This window comes from Tenacibaculum sp. IB213877 (assembly GCF_034043975.1).
In the GTDB taxonomy this organism is placed as follows: domain Bacteria; phylum Bacteroidota; class Bacteroidia; order Flavobacteriales; family Flavobacteriaceae; genus Polaribacter.
The window spans coordinates 43,486-61,950 of record NZ_JAXCHH010000010.1; the positions used below are offsets into that span (position 1 = coordinate 43,486).

Genomic DNA, 18,465 nt, shown 5'->3' on the forward strand with positions numbered 1-18,465 from the left:
ATGATATCCTAGTAATCTTCATAAATTTCTCCTAAATCAAAAGCCAAAGAAAAGCGTAAAGTATTTTCTAAAGGGTTGTTAACATCAGAAGCATTCATTAAGTAAGATAAGTCTAAAGAAAAGGCTCTGGCTTTAAAACCAGCCCCTAAAGTAAAGTACTGTCGATTTCCTTTTACTTCACTTTCATGGAAATATCCTGCTCTAACAGCAAAAGCGTCGTTGTATAAATACTCTGCGCCTAAGGTCCAATTTACTTCTTGTAACTCTTCACTAAAGTTACGATCTCCTAATGAAGTGAACATTCCTTCAAACCATCCTCTTGATGATTCTGTTCCGCTTGATGGTACTAATAGCTTTCTAAATTCTAAATTAAGACCTAGAGTATTAAAATCATCAAAAATAAAATCAAAACCTCCACCAATTTTTGCAATAGTTGGTATAAAATTTTCTTCTCCAGCGGTGTATTCTACTTTTGGTCCAATATTAGCTATATTAAATCCTAAACGGTAACGACCATTAAAACTTCCATAATTTTCTTCATCAGATTGATAATAACCTGAAATATCTACTCCAAAGCTATTAATAGCGCTAAAAGAATCATCAATATCTAAATTAGAGTTAATGTATTTTAAACCAACAGACATCGAAAACTTTTCACTTAATTTCATTGCGTAATAACCAGAAAGTGCAAACTCACTTGGATTGGTATAACCAGTAGGTAAACCATCTTCATTTGTTCTTTCAATTTGACCTAAAGAAAAGTATTTAAGATCGGCACCCCAACCAGAAGTTTCATTAATACGATGTACAACAGAAAGGTTACCTGCAAAAATATCTTCTGTTAGGTTTCTTAACCAAGGAACGTAATTAGCCCCTATGCTTAGAGCATTTTTATTAAATGCAATTTTAGCGGGGTTATGAAATAATGCAAATGCATCGGAGGAAGTTGCAACTCCAGCTTCTCCCATACCTCCAGCTCTGGCGTCAGAAGAAATTAATAAAAAAGGTAAAGAAGTTGTTATAGATTTTGATTCTTCTTGCGCTTGAATTTTAAAGGTTAAAGAGAATAGAGAAATAAAGAATAATAGTTTTTTCATTGTAAGTTTTAACATTATTTTGGCAAATATATGATTTTATTGCAGTATGACTAATTTTTCGTATTTTTCTGATGATAAATTACTAATTGTTGAGTTAACGGTTAATTTATAAACATATACACCTTTACCAATTTTGTTTCCAAAATCATCTAATCCATCCCAAGTAATTGTACGTGATAATGCTCCTGCTGTTTGAACTAATTGATTTATAGTTTTAACAAGTTTTCCTGAAACAGTATATATCTGAACTTGAACTTCTAAAGGTTCATTTGGTTTGTTATGGTTAAACCAAAACTCTGTGTAATTTACAAAGGGATTAGGATAGTTTAATACATGTTCTAACAATAAACCGTTATCACTAATAACCACAAAGTTTAACGTAACTTCTGATGAATTATTATAAGTATCCCAAGCTTTTACTTTTAAAGTGTGTGAACCTGTAGATAAATCTCTGAGTTGATACTTTACTGAACCTCTTGTGAAATCATCTAACTCCGTTTCATAATAATCATTTAAAATAATAGGCTCTGCCTGATTATCATCAAGAATAGCAATAATATCATGGTCTACAGCTGTAATAGAAGTATTAATTCCACTAACGTCAGATAATTTTACGATTAGGTTTGGTGATGTGTTTGTATTTCCTCCATCTGTAAAGGATTCATCGTTCATAAACAATTGCATCTCAGGTCCAGTAGTATCTTCTGGGGCATTTTCATTTATGCCTCCAACAGTAATATCAAAATTTGCACCTGATTTATCTGTCAACAGATTTTCAGCATACATACTTATTTTTCCTTTTCCATAAGCTATTCTTACATCTTTAGGGACAATAAATTCGAAAGTAAAATTTCCATTTTGAACTGAAGATTTTCCTCTAAACAACTTACTTTCTTGTGAGTCAAAGGTATTAATGATTCCAAAATTATCATTATCTAAAGTCTGTTTATTTATAGGTTTGTCAAATATAGTAGTTGATACCGTTCCGTTAAAATTGGGTATAATATTGTCTTGATTGCCAGTAATAATACCTTCAAAGGTAACTCTAGATAAAGCTTTTAAAGTATCAGTTGATTGAGAGATATCAACGCCATTCATTCGTGTTATTTTTACATTAGGTTTTGGAATAGCTAATTTCATAGCAGGATCACCAAAAAAGAAAATAAAAAAGCGTTGATTACTAGTGGTTTCATTTTTAGCTTTAACCAAGTTTTGTGCTATAGATGAATCTGATTCATCAAAATTAAAAACATAAGGTGTCAGTTTTGTATTAAATTCTTCACCTACTGTAATAAATACATCTCTTGTTGTAGTAATCATACTTACAGCACCTCCATTTTGATTTAAAAAAAGTTGCTCACCAGCAGTGTTTCTTAAAGGATTATCAAAACGGGATAGCTCACAAGTAACTGTAATAAAAAGTGGAAGTTTTTTTGAATTATTAAAACCTTGAATTTGTGGAATTTCTAAAATTCTTTCAGAAGCTAAACCATCTTCACCACCATGACCAAAATAATCAAAAACCAATGTTCCTTTTTCTATAGCATTTGAAATGGCTGTTTTAACATCAGGATATCTTTCACCTCCTGATGAAGTTTGTTGCTGGTAAGCATCGGTATATATTTTATTAATATTAAAAATAGGTTTGTATTTTTTTATGGTATCAGCAATTTTTTCCATACCGGTTTGCAGGGTAATATCAGAATTAGCATCAATATCATCAGCAACTAGCGTAATAGTATTTCTCCAATCACCTAAAGATTCTGAATCGTAATAACCCAGAATTTTGTTTATCACATTTCTTGCTTCTTGAGTGGTGGATACAGGAATTCTTCCAGAAGTTATATCAATACTATCTGAACCAGTCATGTTTCCATCATTATCATCAATCATTACGTAAAAATCATCTGTAACATATGATGAGGTTAAGTCAAAACTTTGAACAGCATGAAAAGTTGGAACTATATTATTGTTTCCTGTAATTCGATCTTTGTAATCATAAGAAGAATCACCAAAAAAACATATGTATTGAGGTTTTCTTTGAGTAGAAGAAGTATCGTATAGATGTTTTATAAAGTCTCTAATTCCTACAATATCTGGAGCGCCAGAAGAAAATTCGTTATAAATAGAGTTTAAAGTAACTGCTTTAGTGGATAAATTTGAATTAGCTTGATGGTAATTAGCTAATCTTTGAGCTTCTGAAAGTAATTCATCATTAGTAATAACTAAATATTGAATATTTCTTAAAGCATGTAAATTTTGATTTGTTACTAATGAATTTGGCAGAAGCTCTGGAGTGTAGTAATCATTAGAATTTAAAACTATGAACTCTTGTAAACTACCACCATTAGAGTTAAACAAAAAAGAATTTGTATTGCTTTGGTTTTGAAGTTTTTTGGGGTTTATATGGTCTGTAACATTCCAAACTTGAAAAATATTATTAGTGTTCTGAATTTCAAAAGCAATTGTTCCTATTGAATTAGCTGCTTCAAAACTTCTAAAAGAAAATTGATTTCCGCTTGCTGTTAACTGTTTTTTACCAACAATTTCTATATAATCTAGAAAAGCTTTAGCAGATGGATTTCCATTATTATTGTAATTTAAATTTACACTAATTGTGTTTGATGCCGAGATGGATCCACTTCCTATTGATAACCTAGCTAAACCTGAAGTTGTAGACGATGAAACAGGTGGAAAATTTAATGGGGTTATATTTTGAGAATTTGCATTTACACTCATTGTTGAGGTAGTTGAGGACTGTGCAACAGCAGAAACAGTTACCAAAACATTTGAGTTAGGTACAGCATTATGAAATGGAATGTTAAAATTTTGGTTATTTTCAATAGCGAAGCTTTCACCAAACCATAATCTTCCCAAGGCGATGAGATTCACTTCTTCTTTTTCATAAAAAATGTAATCATCAAATTCAGTTATAATTATAGAAGGAGTAATTGTTATAGGGACTTCTGTTGTAATTCTTTTTCCAGGAGTGTTATCAACAGTTAAAAAGTAATAAGCTTTGTCTGTATATATATTTTGAATATGATTGGCATTTCCAGTTACAGTATTTACATTCCAACTATGAGGTCCTCTTGCATAAAATAAGATAAAATCATCATTATTAAACACATTATCATCTTCACCTTCAACATAAATGGCATTTTCTTGTAAACCAGAAAAACGAAAGTCAGATGTATTTTCTGGCAATAAATGTCCTCCATTTCCAAAAATTTTAATATTTTTCGGATTTAGGGATGTGGTGTTAAGTCCTAAATTTTGTAAAAAAGTTACATCAATTTTAAAAATACCAGTAGTATTAACAGCAAATTTATACCATTTTCCTGTTGTTAAAACAGAGTTAGTATTCTGTGCTGAAAGGCTGAATGATATTATTGTTAAAACAAAAAGTAGTTGTTTTTTCATATACGCTGCTAAAATAACGAATATAATTTGTTGTTATTATAAAGTAACATAATAAAGAAAAAAAACGATCGTTACTATAAATGCTTAGGTATAGCATTGTAAAATAATTTGATATAAATAAGTTGTGGTAAAATATAAATATTGTAAATTGCCACTCCCTTAAACAATAAAAAATACATGAAAAGTACGGTAAAGTTATTTAGTTTTTTAATCCTCACTAGCGTAATTTTTACCTCTTGTCAAAGTTCAAGAAGTGGAAGTTCTAGTAAATCTAATTTAACAGGATGGAATTTTAATGATCCTAATTACGGTAGTTATATTAAAGGAAAATTTAAAGATGGTAGTGTACCCCCAGGAATGGTTCATATTGAAGGAGGTACATACACTATGGGATTAGTGCAAGATGATGTAATGTTTGATTGGAATACAACCCCAAAACAAATGCATGTGCGTTCATTTTATATGGATGAAGCAGAGGTTACCAATGCAGAATATGGATTGTTTTTACAATATACTAAAGATCTTTTCCCTCCGGAAGAACCAGACTTTAAACATGTATACGAATCTGTATTGCCAGATACTTTGGTTTGGCGAAAAGGTTTAGGGAATACCAATCTTTTATCAGAAAATTATTTACGTCATCCAGCATATGCAGATTATCCTGTAGTAGGAGTAAGCTGGTTGCAGGCTAATGAATACTGTAAATGGAGAACCAATGCTGTTAATTTGAAAATTTTAATGGATAAAGGTGTTATTAAAAATATTTTTAAAGAAGATTCTATTGAATTTAAAGGAAAAAATAATTTTGATACCGATGCTTATTTAACAGATCCTTATGCATTGTTTGATGGTGATACTTCTATCTATAAAAAAGGATTGCCTGTACCTCGTAAAAAAGGAGATCCAAAACCTCCTAAAGATGCTTTTACGGGTAGACAAATCACTTCTTCAGACGGTATTTTATCTCAAAAATTTAGATTACCTACAGAAGCAGAATGGGAATATGCGGCAAAAGCAGTTTTTGAAAATAGAGAATATAACAATATTCGAGGTAGAAAAAAATATGCTTGGTCTGGAAAATATACAAGAAATAGAAGTAGAGCAAAAAGAGGAGATCAAATGTCAAACTTCAAACAAGGAAAAGGTAATTATAGTGGTATAGCAGGTTGGAGTAGTGATGGTTCAGATATACCTAACAAAGTAAAAAGTTACCCTCCTAATGCATTTGGTTTATATGATATGTCAGGGAATGTTTCTGAATGGGTTTCTGATGTGTATCGTCCTATTATAGATTCAGAAGCAAATGATTTTAACTATTTTAGAGGAAATATTTTTACAAAGAAAAAGATAGATGAAAATGGTAAAGTAGTTATTCTTGGAGATGGAGAAATTGAATATGACACTTTAGTAAATGGTAAAATTATGACCAAAGGCTTACCAGGTAGTGTAAAGTATATTCCTATTACTAGAGATGATACATTTATGAGAAGAAATTATATAGTTGCAGATAACTCAGATTTAGGAGATGGAGACCAACGTTCCTCTAAGTTTTTTGATCTAGATAAAGAGCAGTTAGAAGGAACACCTAGAATGTATAATTCGCCTGAGAAACCGGAGAAAGAATTGGATACATTAGGAAATGTTGTTAATCAGTTTGAATACGATAAGAAGAAAAGAACAACTCTAATTAGTAATAAAACAAGAGTATACAAAGGTGGTTCTTGGGCAGATAGAGAGTACTGGCTAGATCCGGCACAAAGAAGATATTTCCCAGAATATATTGCTACAAATTATATTGGGTTTAGATGTGCTACAGACAAAGTAGGTCCAATGATGATGAATGAGAAGAAAACAGCTACCCCAAGATACGTAAGAAAGTAATAATTATACAATAAAATTTAAAATTAAACCTCGTTGATATCAACGAGGTTTTTTATTTTTACTTTATGAACATAGAACAAATTTATCAATTATATATTCAGCATTACTTGGTGGATACTGATACACGTAGTATTAGAGAAAACACTATTTTCTTTGCTTTACAGGGTGCAAATTTTAATGGAAATAAATTTGCAGAAGAAGCACTTAAAAAAGGAGCAAAATACTCCGTAGTAGATGATTTAAAATATAAAACGAATGATAGAATTATATTAGTAAAAAATGTTCTAAGAACTCTTCAAAACTTAGCCAATTACCATAGAAATCAATTAAGTATTCCTATTATAGCTTTAACAGGTAGTAATGGAAAGACCACTACTAAAGAGTTAATCAATATTGTTTTATCAACAAAATATAAAACAAAGGCTACATCGGGTAATTTAAATAATCATATTGGAGTTCCTTTAACCTTATTGTCTATGAAGCCAAATACAGAATTAGGTATTGTAGAAATGGGAGCAAATCATGCTAATGAAATAGGTTTTTTAGCTTCTATTGCAGAGCCAGATTATGGATATATTACCAATTTTGGAAAAGCACATTTAGAAGGCTTTGGCTCTGTAGAGGGTGTAATCAAAGCAAAGTCAGAATTATATGATTATTTAATAAAAAATAACAAAACAGTTTTTGTAAACCAACAAGATGCAATTCAATTAGAAAAAACAAATAACGCCAACAGGGTGTTTTTTGATGAAAATATAAAGTTTATTGAAATTAATCCTTTTGTTAAAATACAATACAAAGCAAATGAAATTCAAAGTAATTTAATAGGAAGTTATAATTATAGTAACATTGCAGCAGCAATTTCAATTGGTCAATACTTTAAAATTAGTGAAGAAAATATTAAACAGGCTATAGAAAATTATATATCACAAAACAATCGTTCTCAAATTGTACAAACTGATACACATCGTATTATTTTAGATGCTTATAATGCAAATCCTACCAGTATGAAAGCAGCTTTAGATAATTTTAAATTATTAAAAGATAAAAATAAAATAGCTTTTTTAGGAGATATGTTTGAGTTAGGAAAAGATAGTTTAAAAGAGCACCAAGAAATAGTTAATTACGCATTAAAACTTGGGTTGAAAACAGTTTTTATTGGAGAAAATTTCTTTAAAACTCAAAGTGAATTTAAATTTAAAACGTTTAATGATTTTAAAGAATACTTATTAAATACTCCTATTAAAGAAGAGGTAATTTTAATAAAAGGCTCAAGAGGAATGGCTCTTGAGCGTTGTATAGATTTGATTAATTAATATTTTTTCTATGATAATCAAGTAAGTTATCAATAGGTCTTTGAATTACATCTGTAATTGTAAGTCCGTGTTTATTGGCAACTTTTTCAAGGATATCACTAAAATAAAAAGCAATTGAACCGATAAAGTAAATAGGAGTTTCTGCAGTTTTATTATAGGGTAGAACTCTACAGCTAAAAAACTCTTGAAATCCTTTTTTAATTGTTTTTTTAATGTATTTTTCATCTTTAAAATCAAACATAAACTTAGCAAAAGTTGCTAAATACATATTAGGATTTGGTTGACGATACAAATTTAATTTTATATAATCAGGATCCATATTAAACTGTAATTCAAAACTTTTAGCTATTTTTTTAGGCATTCTTTTATAAAAATAATCTCGTAATAGTTGTTTCCCAAAATAATTACCGCTGGCTTCATCCATTACTGTATAACCTAAAGAAGCAACTAACATTTCCATTTCAGTTCCGTTAAAGTAACAACTATTAGATCCGGTTCCTAAAATACAAACAATTGCAGGTTCTTTACCAGTGGCAGCATATACCGCAGCAAGCATGTCTTCAGCTATAAAAATTTTTGCATTGCTAAAGATTTCAGTCATTACTTCATGTAAGATTTCAACGGGTTTTGGAGTTCCGCAACCAGCTCCATAAAAATGCACCTCGGTTACTTCATCTTTAATATTAATAAGTTGAAACATGTTAACAATACGGTTTTTAAGCTCGTCTTGAGGGACAACAGCAGGATTAAGACCTAATGTTCGAACTCTAAAAATTTCGTTTCTATTATTATCTAAGGCAATCCAATCTGCTTTTGTAGAGCCTCCATCTGCTATTAAAATCATAGTTTAAGGTTTGTTGTTATATCAAATATAGATGTTCAAAAGTTTATACACAATAGCATACAAAAACTCAATCGTTTTCGTTTATTAATTGGTACATTTTTTGTTAAAATATTTTATAGTAAAGCGCTAAATTTGTAATTAAATAATTAAACATGTTTTTTTTTAAAAAAAAAGAAATCCCCTTAAAAGAACTATTTCCTGAAAAGTTTGTTGATATACATTCTCATTTGCTACCGGGTATTGATGATGGAGCAAAGGATTTAAATCATTCTATTGAATTGATTACAAAAATGAAATCGTATGGTATTACTAATTTTATTACTACTCCCCATGTTTTAGGAGATGTTTATCCTAATTCGTCTGATACTATTAAAAATAAATTACAATTAGTAAAAGATGAATTGGAAAAAAGAGGTTTAAATGATATACACATAAATGCTGCAGCTGAGTATATGATGGATGAGCAGTTTATGAAAAGGTTACAAGAAAATGATATTTTAACATTAAAAGATAATTTTATTTTGGTAGAAATGTCATATTTTAATGCACCTTATAATTTGTATGATGTGTTATTTGAAATTCAGTTGAAAGGTTATAAACCAGTATTAGCACATCCAGAACGTTACAATTTTTATCATAACGACTTTGAAAATTTTTATAGACTTAAAAAAGCAGGATGTGTTTTTCAGTTGAACCTTCTTTCATTAACAGAGCAGTATGGAAAAAGTGTGCAGAAGACAGCAGAAAAATTATTAAAAGAAAATATGTATGATTTTGTAGGTACAGATACTCATCATCAAAATCATTTACACTTGTTGAAAAGAATAGGCACGGAAAAGATTAAAAAAAATATACATCATTTATTAATAAATAATCAAAAATTTTATAATTAAAAAAAAGGAAGCAACTGCTTCCTTTTTTTAATTTATCTAATTAAATATTTTTTTATACCAAGGTAAGTTATCTTGCGTAGCATTTCCATATCCGTATCCATAACCATATCCGTATCCATAACCATAACCTCTATTCATATCGGTATCATTTAAAACGATAGACATGTTTGGTAATTTTTTTTCTTTATATAATGTTTGAGGTACAATTAACATACGCTTGTCTAAATAATTCGCACGTGTTACATATAAAAATACATCTGCATATTTAGATATTAAAAGTGTATCTGTAACCAAGTTTACAGGAGCAGTATCTACTAACACATAATCATAACTGTCTTGCAAAATATCAAACATTTCCTTAACACGTGAGGTCATTAATAATTCTGCAGGATTTGGAGGGATAGCTCCAGAAGATATTATATCCAAATCTTTTAATTCAGACACTCTAAATTTTAAAGAGTCTAAAGAAATATTTTCATTAGTAATAAAGTTGGTTATACCTTTTCTATCCGGAATACCTAAATATTCAGTTACTTTAGGAGCTCTTAAGTCCATACCAATTAATATGACTTTTTTCCCTGATAAAGCAAGAGAAGCAGCTAAATTAATAGATATAAAAGATTTTCCTTCTCCACTTGTTGTTGAAGTAATAAAGATAGTTTTACCTCTTTCATGATTTACATTAGAAAGCATAAAGTCTAGATTAGTTCTAATTAGTCTAAATGCTTCTGCTGTGCTAGATCTTGCATCAGAATTAACTACTATTTTTTCTTTAGTTTCTGAATGAGGCACATCTCCTAAGAAAGGAATATTAGTTGCTTCTTCAATATCTCTTTTAGTATGTACTTTGCTATCAAGTAAATCTCTGATATAAATTAATATAAATGGAATTAACAATCCTAACAAAACAGCTGCTAATAGTATAATTTTCTTTTTAGGACTTACAGGTAAGTTTGATCCGTATGCTTTATCAATAATTTTAGCATTAGGTACAGTTACGGCTAATGAAATGGCAGTTTCTTCTTTTTTCTTTAATAAATAAGAATATAATCCGGCAATAATTTCTTGTTGACGTGCGATGTCTAAAAACTCTCTTTCTTTAGCAGGAATAGATGATATTTGAGAATTAAACCTATTGGCTTCGTTCTTTAAGTTGTTTACGTTTAATTGAAGTGATTGCTGTTGATTTTTTAAACTAGACAATAAAGATTGCTTGATATTGTTTATATTACTTTGTAATTCTATTACAACAGTATTTTTTTTACCAGCGCTTCCATTTAAAAGTCTATTTCTATTAATTACTAAATCATTATATTCTGCAATAGCCTTAGCAATGTTCGGATCTTCAAGACCCAAATTAGCAGGAAGTAAATCATCTTCTGATTTTTTAAGCTCATTATTAAGAGATTTTACAATACTTAATTGGGTATTAGCCTCTATTAATTTTTGACGATTGATTGCATTAGTTTGTAAAAATAATTGAGCTTCTGATTGAATATCGGTAATGTTGTTTTTCTTTTTAAAACTTTTAACATTATCATCAACCAAAGCTAATTCATTACCAACATTTTCTAAACGCTCTTTAATAAAATCATTTGTCTTTTCTGAAACTTGACTTTTATCTTCAATCGCGTCGAGGTTGTATTGCTCAACTATTTCATCTAAAATATCTTCGGCTTTTTCTACTACCGGAGCAGTTAGGGAAAGTTTTAAAACACTTGAGTTTTTATTAATAGGAGATATTGATATTCCTGATATATATTTATCAATTGTATTATTGATAGTATAAACTCCAATAAAAATATGTTTACCTATAGTTTCCTGTGAAAAAAATGAAGTTTTGTTGATTGATACGTCTCCTATATTCTCAATGAAAAAGGAATCATTAAAACCTTTGTTTTCTGCAATTAATTCATCCTCAAAATCAAATAGATCAAATTGATTTTCTGATTTAATTTCAATATAGAAAGAAGTGTTTTCTAGAATGTTGTTAGCTATAGAATCTGAGATGTTAAATTTTACAGGAGAGGTGTTATACACTTCTGAGTTTTTTATTCTTCCTTCAGTTATGTATACAATATTTAAATCGAGTTTATGAACAACATCGTTAATAATTTTTCTTGACTTTAGTATTTCAATTTCGTTATCTATATTGTTAGATGTTCCGCCTACAATACCTAAATCTTTAAAAGCTTCAAGTTCAGCTGAAATACCCGATTTTTTATCATCTTTTATTAAAATAGTAGTAGAAGCTGAATATTTTGGAGTAGTATATCTTAAATATAAATAGGCACCTAACAGCGATAAAAGAATACCTAGTAAGAACCACTTCCAATGAATTAAATATTTTTCAACTTCCGCTCTTATATTAATAGTATCGTTTACTTCTAATTGGTGAGTGTAATTTTTTTGACTATCCATTCTTTATTATCGTGTTAAAAATGTAAGTAAAGAAAGTATTATAGATCCAACGGAAATATAAAAAGCTCTATTTTTGTTGTAAGCAGCATCCTGTGAAGAGGCTTTATTCGGTTCTATATAAACAAAATCATTTTGCTGCAAATAATAGACAGGGGAAGTAAAGATTTTATTAGATCTTAAATCAATTTCATATTTGATTTTTTTTCCTTCAACCTCTCTCATTACAAATACATTATTTCTTTTACCAGTAATTTTTAAATCACCTGCTAAACCAATAGCTTCAAGTATAGTTATCCTTTCGTTAGGTATAGTGTATGTTCCTGGTTTATTAACATCTCCTAAAACAGTAACTTTATAATTTGCAATTCTAATATTTATTGTTGGATTTTTAATATAATCAGGATCTAATTTTTTTCTTAAGAATTCAATAGCTTCAGTACGAGTTAATCCTCCTATTTTAATTTTTCCAAGAACAGGAAAATCAATTTCTCCATTATTATCAACCAAGTAAGACTGCTGTTGAGGTGTTCCTGTAGCTCTATCTGTTGTAGTTAAATAACTAACAGCAGGTAAATTAAAAGGCTTTGCGGCTTCTAAATCCAACGCTGTAATAGTTATCTGTAATAGATCGTCAGGTTTTAAAACGGTTTTATAAGAGTTTGAAACCAAATTTTGTTCAATTTCATCATTTTGAAAATACACAATTTCTTTTTTAGAAACACAAGAAAAAGCAAAAACTAGTGTTAAGAGTATTACAATTTTTTTAAAATTTTGCATAAAAAAAATTTTTCGCGAAAGTACTAAATTTAATTTAATATTTTTTTGTCTAGTTTTTCGTATATAGAATTATTAGATTTGAATTCGGGTACAATATTTTTTATAAGAATGACAGTATTTAAGTTGTCAATTTGTTTATTACTCAAACATAAATTTTCTATTTTTGATTTAACTGCTTGAAAATCTATTTTTTGAGTTTTTGCAATCATAATTTTTTCATGATAGGTAGGAGTTGTGTTTTCGCCATTCGCTAATAATTCTTCATACAACTTCTCTCCAGGTCTTAATCCGGTTATCTTAATATCAATATCATCAGGATATTTTAAACCAGAAAGATGAATCATTCTTTTAGCAATATCATATATTTTTACAGATTTTCCCATATCAAAAATATATATTTCTCCTCCATTTCCCATAGTGCCAGCTTCAAGAACTAATTGGCAAGCTTCTGGTATAGTCATAAAATATCTAGTAATATCTTTATGAGTTACTGTTAATGGACCGCCGTTTTCAATTTGTTTTCTAAAAAGAGGGATAACAGAACCGTTTGAGCCTAAAACATTACCAAACCTTGTAGTTGTAAATTTGGTTACATGATTTTCTTTACTTAGGCAGCTGATATACATTTCCGCTACTCTTTTTGTAGCTCCCATTACATTTGTTGGGTTTACGGCTTTATCAGTAGAGACCATAACAAAACGATCAACCCCATATTTTACTGCTAAATCAGCAACAATTTTTGTACCTCCAATATTAATTTTTACAGCTTCGTAAGGACTACTTTCCATTAAAGGAACATGTTTGTAGGCAGCAGCATGATAAACTTTATTAGGGCTAAAAGTTTTGAAAATTTCCTCAATTCTGGCTTTATCTCTTAAATCTGCAACTATTGACGTGAAATTTTTAACTCCTTTTCTTATTAATTCTTGTTGTAATTCATATAATGGAGACTCAGCTTGATCAATAATAATTAAATGCTTATGTTTATAATTACTGATCTGCCTTGATATCTCACTTCCTATAGATCCGGCTGCACCTGTAACTAAAATTACTTTATCATTAACATCTCTTTTAATAATAGGGTTGTTTATAATTATGGGATCTCTATCTAATAAATCTTCAATTTTAACTTGTTTTATTTGGTTTGCATCAAAATCTCCACCAATCCATTTTGAAAAAGGAGGAACAATTTTAGGGTTAACACCAAGTTCTATTAATTTATCAGTCAAATAGAGTAGTCTTTCTGATTTGATGTTTTGAATAGATAAAATTACTTCTTTAATTTCTTTTTCCTCTACGAATTTTTTAGTGATTTCATCACTTCCATAAATTTTAATTCGATCTATTTTTTTGCCAATTTTATTTTCATCGTCATCAATAAAACCTACAATTTCATAATTGTTTTTTGTATCTCTATTTAAAGCTCCATATGTTATTAGGCCAGAGTCTCCTGCTCCATAAATCATTACATTTGTAATGTCTTTCAACTCAGAGGAAACAATCTCATAAATAGATTTAAATATAAACCTGCTAACTACTAATACAAAAATGCTTATAAAGTAATGAATTAGTATAATTGACTTTGGAACAGTGTAATTAGGGAATATATTAAATACATTATTTATAGCTATTATAAACATTACACTAATAGAAGCTAATGTAACGCCTAAAAACACATTAAAGGCATCTCTAGTTCCTGTATGTCTAACAATACCACGATTAGTTCCAACTAACCAAAAACTAGCAGTAAAAACAATTGCTATAAAGGGTATTTGATAATTAAGGTCACTTGTATTAAAGTTTAATGAGGCATTGAACCTTACGGAATAAGCTAAAATAAATGAGAAACATACCAATAGTATGTCTATAAATAAAACAAGCCAGTGTGAAGCATGCTTGTTTAAAGCTTTTAAAAAAATAGTCCTAAGCATTCCCTTATAATATCAAACAGCTAAATATACAATTAATTGAGCTATAATGTGCAGAAGTGTTTTTTTATTATAATTATATTTTCTTCATTTGTTGTTTTAGCATAGCAATTTGCTCTTTTAGCATACCGTGCTTATCTAATTTTTTAGCCTCATTCATTAAAGTGGTAGCCTCACGTTTACGACGTTTAGTCATAGCAATTCCTGCTAATTGAAGTTTAGCCATGGCTAAATCATGATCCATAGATAAACCTAGCTTCACCGCTTTTTTTAGGAATTTTTCAGCTTGGGTAATGTTAGTTTGAGATAACATAATACCGTGCAAATAGTTATAATAACCTTGCTGTCTTTGTGTTAATGCTGCTTCCGGATTTTTTATGTATCCTAACCATTTTTTAGCGCCTTCAAAGTTTTGTTTACGTAATTGTAAAAAGGCTAATAAAATAAATTCATTTTTAAAGTAGAACAAAATAAAGATTCCCGCTAATAACAAGATAGAAATTCCATTCATAATATGGCCTTGAGAAAACTCATATACCGACCAAATTGTTACTAATCCTGCTAAAATTAACTTTATATTTTTATTGAACATATTTTCTTGAATTTTTGGTGCACAAAATTACATTTTTAAATCAAAATGTCTTACTTCTTATAAAATTTTTGATACTTAAAGTAAGCCAAAGTTCCTAATATCGCTACAAAAATAATCGAATAGTACACTGAACTAGGTGTAATGACCTTATCTCCACTTGCATAAGAATGTAATCCCGATAAGTAGAAATTAACGCCCATATATGTCATCATTACAGAAGCAAAAGCTATAACAGACCATAAATTAAATGCATAGCGACCTCTTAATCCTGGTACTAAACGCATATGTAACACAAAGGCATAAACCATAATAGAAATTAACGCCCAGGTCTCTTTAGGATCCCAACCCCAATAACGCCCCCAACTTTCATTGGCCCACATACCGCCTAGGAAGTTTCCAACAGTAAATAAAACCAAACCTACAGTTAGTGACATTTCATTAATGATAGTTAGTTCTTTGATGTTGGCATCCATTTTCTTTTTATTTTTTTTAGTGGTAAATGCCATTAAGAGTAATGAAACAATTCCTAAAATCATTCCTAATCCAAACGGACCATAAGCCGATACAATAATAGATACATGAACTAATAACCACCAAGAATTTAGTACAGGTTGCAGGTTTGCAATTTCAGGATCCAACCAATTTTGATGAGCAAAAAATAAGATACTCGATGCTAAAAAAGCAGCTGCCCCAATGGTTAAGGCAGATTTTCTTCCTAAAAAGAGACCAAATAGCATCGTTGACCATGCTACATAAATTAAACTTTCATAGGCATTACTCCAAGGGGCATTTCCGCTAATGTACCAACGTATTCCTAAACCAATAATGTGAAAAAGAAATAAAATAACAGTAAAAGCAATCAATGCTTTTACAGTGTAATTTAATGCTTTAGATTTTCTGAAAAATATTTGTAAAATCACAAAAAGTGTTAATAGAACACCAATATAACGGTAGTAATTTGATAACCGTTTAAAAATATTTACCTTGTTATAAGTGATTTCAAGATCAATTTTATCTTTTGAAGGAATTACGTCTGAGCCAAATTTGCGTTGGAATTTCTTAATTCCTTCTAAAACCTTATTGGTTTCAGTATAGACTCCAGATTTTTTTGACTCTTGTAATAATTGTAAATACACTGGTAAAGATTGACGTACAAATACAGAGTCTGTTCCTTTAAAACCAGCATGTAAAGTTTCGGGTTGCGAAACCCATTTATTATTTTCGTCTCCCGGAACAGGATAAATACGTAAAATTCCACCACCAATAACACTGTATAGTAAACCAACACGTCTATCAACCTTTATTAAATCTTGTTGAAATTTATTCTGAATTTTTGTTTTCTGAGCTTCGTCTACTTGTTCTTTTATTTTATAGGCTCCTGTCGGAGTAATAAAATCAGATAAACGAGCATATTTTGTAGTGTCAGGTAAATCTAAAACTTTACGAATTTCTTTATTCCCTTTGTCAGCTAAATAAATAATAGGCACTTCAAACCAAAACCTCGGATTTTCTGTAATAGACAATAAAACCTGACTTGGTTCCATGCCTTTGAATTTATTAGTCTGTGCTACTTTTCTAACCAACTCAGAAGCAAAAGTATGCGCAGGTTTCATTCGTCCGCCAGCATCTTGAATTACCAAATGGCTAAAGCTGTCAGCATGAGATTTATCAACCAAATTAGCTTTTAAAATGCTATCAATAACTTTATCAGTAATTTTTAATTGTTGATGATTGGTTGTGTGTACTTCTGTAGTTTGATGGCCATGTCCATCATGCTCGTTGTGATTATGATCTTCTTGAGCAAAACCAAATCCGACAAAAAAGAAGGCTATTAAAGAAAGCGTAGCTTTTTTATTTCTGATTTTCTTTAAACCTTTTTTCAAATCATCAAAACGAGTGTTTTTAGCAAATAACATTGAAATTAATCCAGTGTATAATAACGAGTAACCAAAATAGGTAACTAGCATTCCCCAAAAATCATGATTTACAGAAAGGTGTGTTTGTTCAATGGGTTGACCAGCATTTTTAAAACTAGATTGGAAGAATTTATATCCTTTATAATCTAAAATATGGTTCATGAAAATTCTGTAATCAAATGTTTCTTCCGAATCAATTACCGTAACTTCACTAGCGTATGAAGCTGCACTTTCAGAACCAGGGTATTTTTCTAGTTGGAAATCATTTAGTTTAACACTAAAAGGAGTTTGTAGTCGTTTTGCACCATACCATGCTCTGAAATTCAAGTTACCAATAGAGAATTCTTTTTTATTATCCGTGTTGAATTGTCCTCCTGAAAATTCAACACGCTTAGTTTCTCCGTTTGTAGTGATGTCAAATACAACAACGTCATATTTTTTATTGTCTTTATTACCTCTCACGGTTTTCACTTCTCCTTTTTCAGCAGGACGAGGAACCACAAATTGTAATCCGGCAACGTTGTGTAACGTTAAATATTGAAAGTATTGAATACTGTCTTTTACAATTTTACCACGAGTTTGATCTGCCATTCGTAACCAATCTCCATTTGACTTGGTTTGCATTTTTAAATTACCATCTTCATAAAAAAAGTTGATAGATGCATTCTTGTCAGGAGCATCAAAACCTACTAAAATATTGTGAATGTTTTGTAAAGTTCCTCTTTTTATGTGATGCTCATGTCGTGTGCCGTCACTACTTTCAACAAAAAACAAGTGTTCAGTTTTGGTTTTGTCTTCAATAAATTTTTTCTCTGCCCACGGAATGTAATCCACTAATTTAAAATCAATAGTATGTTCTGGTTCATCTTTAGAAGGCTGGAAAGTTTCTGAAAATTCTACTGAATTTTTCCCCAAAGCAGACAATAATAACTTATTGTTAGTTTCTTTTTGAAATTTGTTATTGTCCACAATAACGTTTAGGTAATTGGTATCTGATAAAAAAGTGTTCGTCGTTTCACCTTCATCAATAATCATCATTCCTTCATAACCAATGTAACGCGTAATTCCAGCTCCAATAATGATGAATAAAAAAGCAATATGAAACATAAAAACAGCCCATTTTTCTTTTTTATATAACTGATATTTGAAAATATTTCCAAAGAAGTTAATGACAAAAAACACCATGATAAGTTCAAACCACCAAGTATTATATACTAGTTTTTTTGCGGTTTGCGTGCCAAAATCGTTTTCTATAAAAGTAGCTACTCCCATGGCAATGGCAAAAACAAAAAATAAAATGGCCATTAAACGGGTAGAGTAGAGGATATTTAATAATTTTTTCATTGTAAAATGCGTAGACAAAAACTTTGCAAATTT

11 protein-coding genes are annotated in these 18,465 nt (G+C 29.8%); 3 read left to right on the forward strand and 8 right to left on the reverse strand.

All coding sequences use genetic code 11. The annotated features are described in order from the left end of the window. Positions 1-8 precede the first annotated feature (8 nt). Positions 9-1,097: a type IX secretion system outer membrane channel protein PorV gene (gene porV, locus SLH33_RS11290; protein WP_320419213.1), complete on the reverse strand. Its 1,089-nt coding sequence runs from the start codon at positions 1,095-1,097 to the stop codon at positions 9-11. A 36-nt stretch (positions 1,098-1,133) separates the two neighbouring features. Next, the gene (gene porU / locus SLH33_RS11295) at positions 1,134-4,520 is read right to left on the reverse strand and encodes a type IX secretion system sortase PorU (protein ID WP_320419214.1); all 3,387 of its coding nucleotides are present in this window, start codon (positions 4,518-4,520) and stop codon (positions 1,134-1,136) included. Positions 4,521-4,697: 177 nt separating this feature from the next. On the opposite strand from porU, the gene gldJ reads away from it, so the two are divergent. Next, positions 4,698-6,401, forward strand: a complete 1,704-nt coding sequence (gldJ, locus tag SLH33_RS11300) for a gliding motility lipoprotein GldJ (RefSeq protein ID WP_320419215.1) — start codon at positions 4,698-4,700, stop codon at positions 6,399-6,401. 65 nt (positions 6,402-6,466) lie between these two features. Next, on the forward strand, positions 6,467-7,717 hold the full coding sequence (locus SLH33_RS11305; protein WP_320419216.1) for a UDP-N-acetylmuramoyl-tripeptide--D-alanyl-D-alanine ligase: 1,251 nt from the start codon (positions 6,467-6,469) through the stop codon (positions 7,715-7,717). Here SLH33_RS11305 and SLH33_RS11310 read toward each other — a convergent pair. Next, on the reverse strand, positions 7,710-8,561 hold the full coding sequence (locus SLH33_RS11310) for an N-acetylglucosamine kinase (protein ID WP_320419217.1): 852 nt from the start codon (positions 8,559-8,561) through the stop codon (positions 7,710-7,712). The genes SLH33_RS11305 and SLH33_RS11310 overlap by 8 nt on opposite strands. Before the next feature lie 152 nt (positions 8,562-8,713). Between SLH33_RS11310 and SLH33_RS11315 the strand changes: the two genes are divergently transcribed. Continuing rightward, positions 8,714-9,454, forward strand: a complete 741-nt coding sequence (locus tag SLH33_RS11315) for a tyrosine-protein phosphatase (protein WP_320419218.1) — start codon at positions 8,714-8,716, stop codon at positions 9,452-9,454. A 36-nt stretch (positions 9,455-9,490) separates the two neighbouring features. Here SLH33_RS11315 and SLH33_RS11320 read toward each other — a convergent pair whose 3' ends face one another. From SLH33_RS11320 to ccsA, 5 genes are all read right to left on the reverse strand, one after another. Further along, on the reverse strand, positions 9,491-11,875 hold the full coding sequence (locus tag SLH33_RS11320; RefSeq protein WP_320419219.1) for a polysaccharide biosynthesis tyrosine autokinase: 2,385 nt from the start codon (positions 11,873-11,875) through the stop codon (positions 9,491-9,493). A gap of 6 nt (positions 11,876-11,881) precedes the next feature. Continuing rightward, entirely contained in the window at positions 11,882-12,652 is a 771-nt protein-coding gene (locus tag SLH33_RS11325) for a polysaccharide biosynthesis/export family protein (protein WP_320419220.1), read from the reverse strand. 29 nt (positions 12,653-12,681) lie between these two features. Beyond that, the gene (locus tag SLH33_RS11330; protein ID WP_320419221.1) at positions 12,682-14,583 is read right to left on the reverse strand and encodes a nucleoside-diphosphate sugar epimerase/dehydratase; all 1,902 of its coding nucleotides are present in this window, start codon (positions 14,581-14,583) and stop codon (positions 12,682-12,684) included. Between the two features lie 73 nt (positions 14,584-14,656). Further along, the gene (locus SLH33_RS11335) at positions 14,657-15,172 is read right to left on the reverse strand and encodes a DUF2892 domain-containing protein (RefSeq protein ID WP_320419222.1); all 516 of its coding nucleotides are present in this window, start codon (positions 15,170-15,172) and stop codon (positions 14,657-14,659) included. Positions 15,173-15,222: 50 nt separating this feature from the next. Continuing rightward, positions 15,223-18,432, reverse strand: coding sequence for a cytochrome c biogenesis protein CcsA (gene ccsA, locus SLH33_RS11340; RefSeq protein WP_320419223.1), 3,210 nt, complete (start codon positions 18,430-18,432; stop codon positions 15,223-15,225). Between the last annotated feature and the right edge of the window lie 33 nt (positions 18,433-18,465).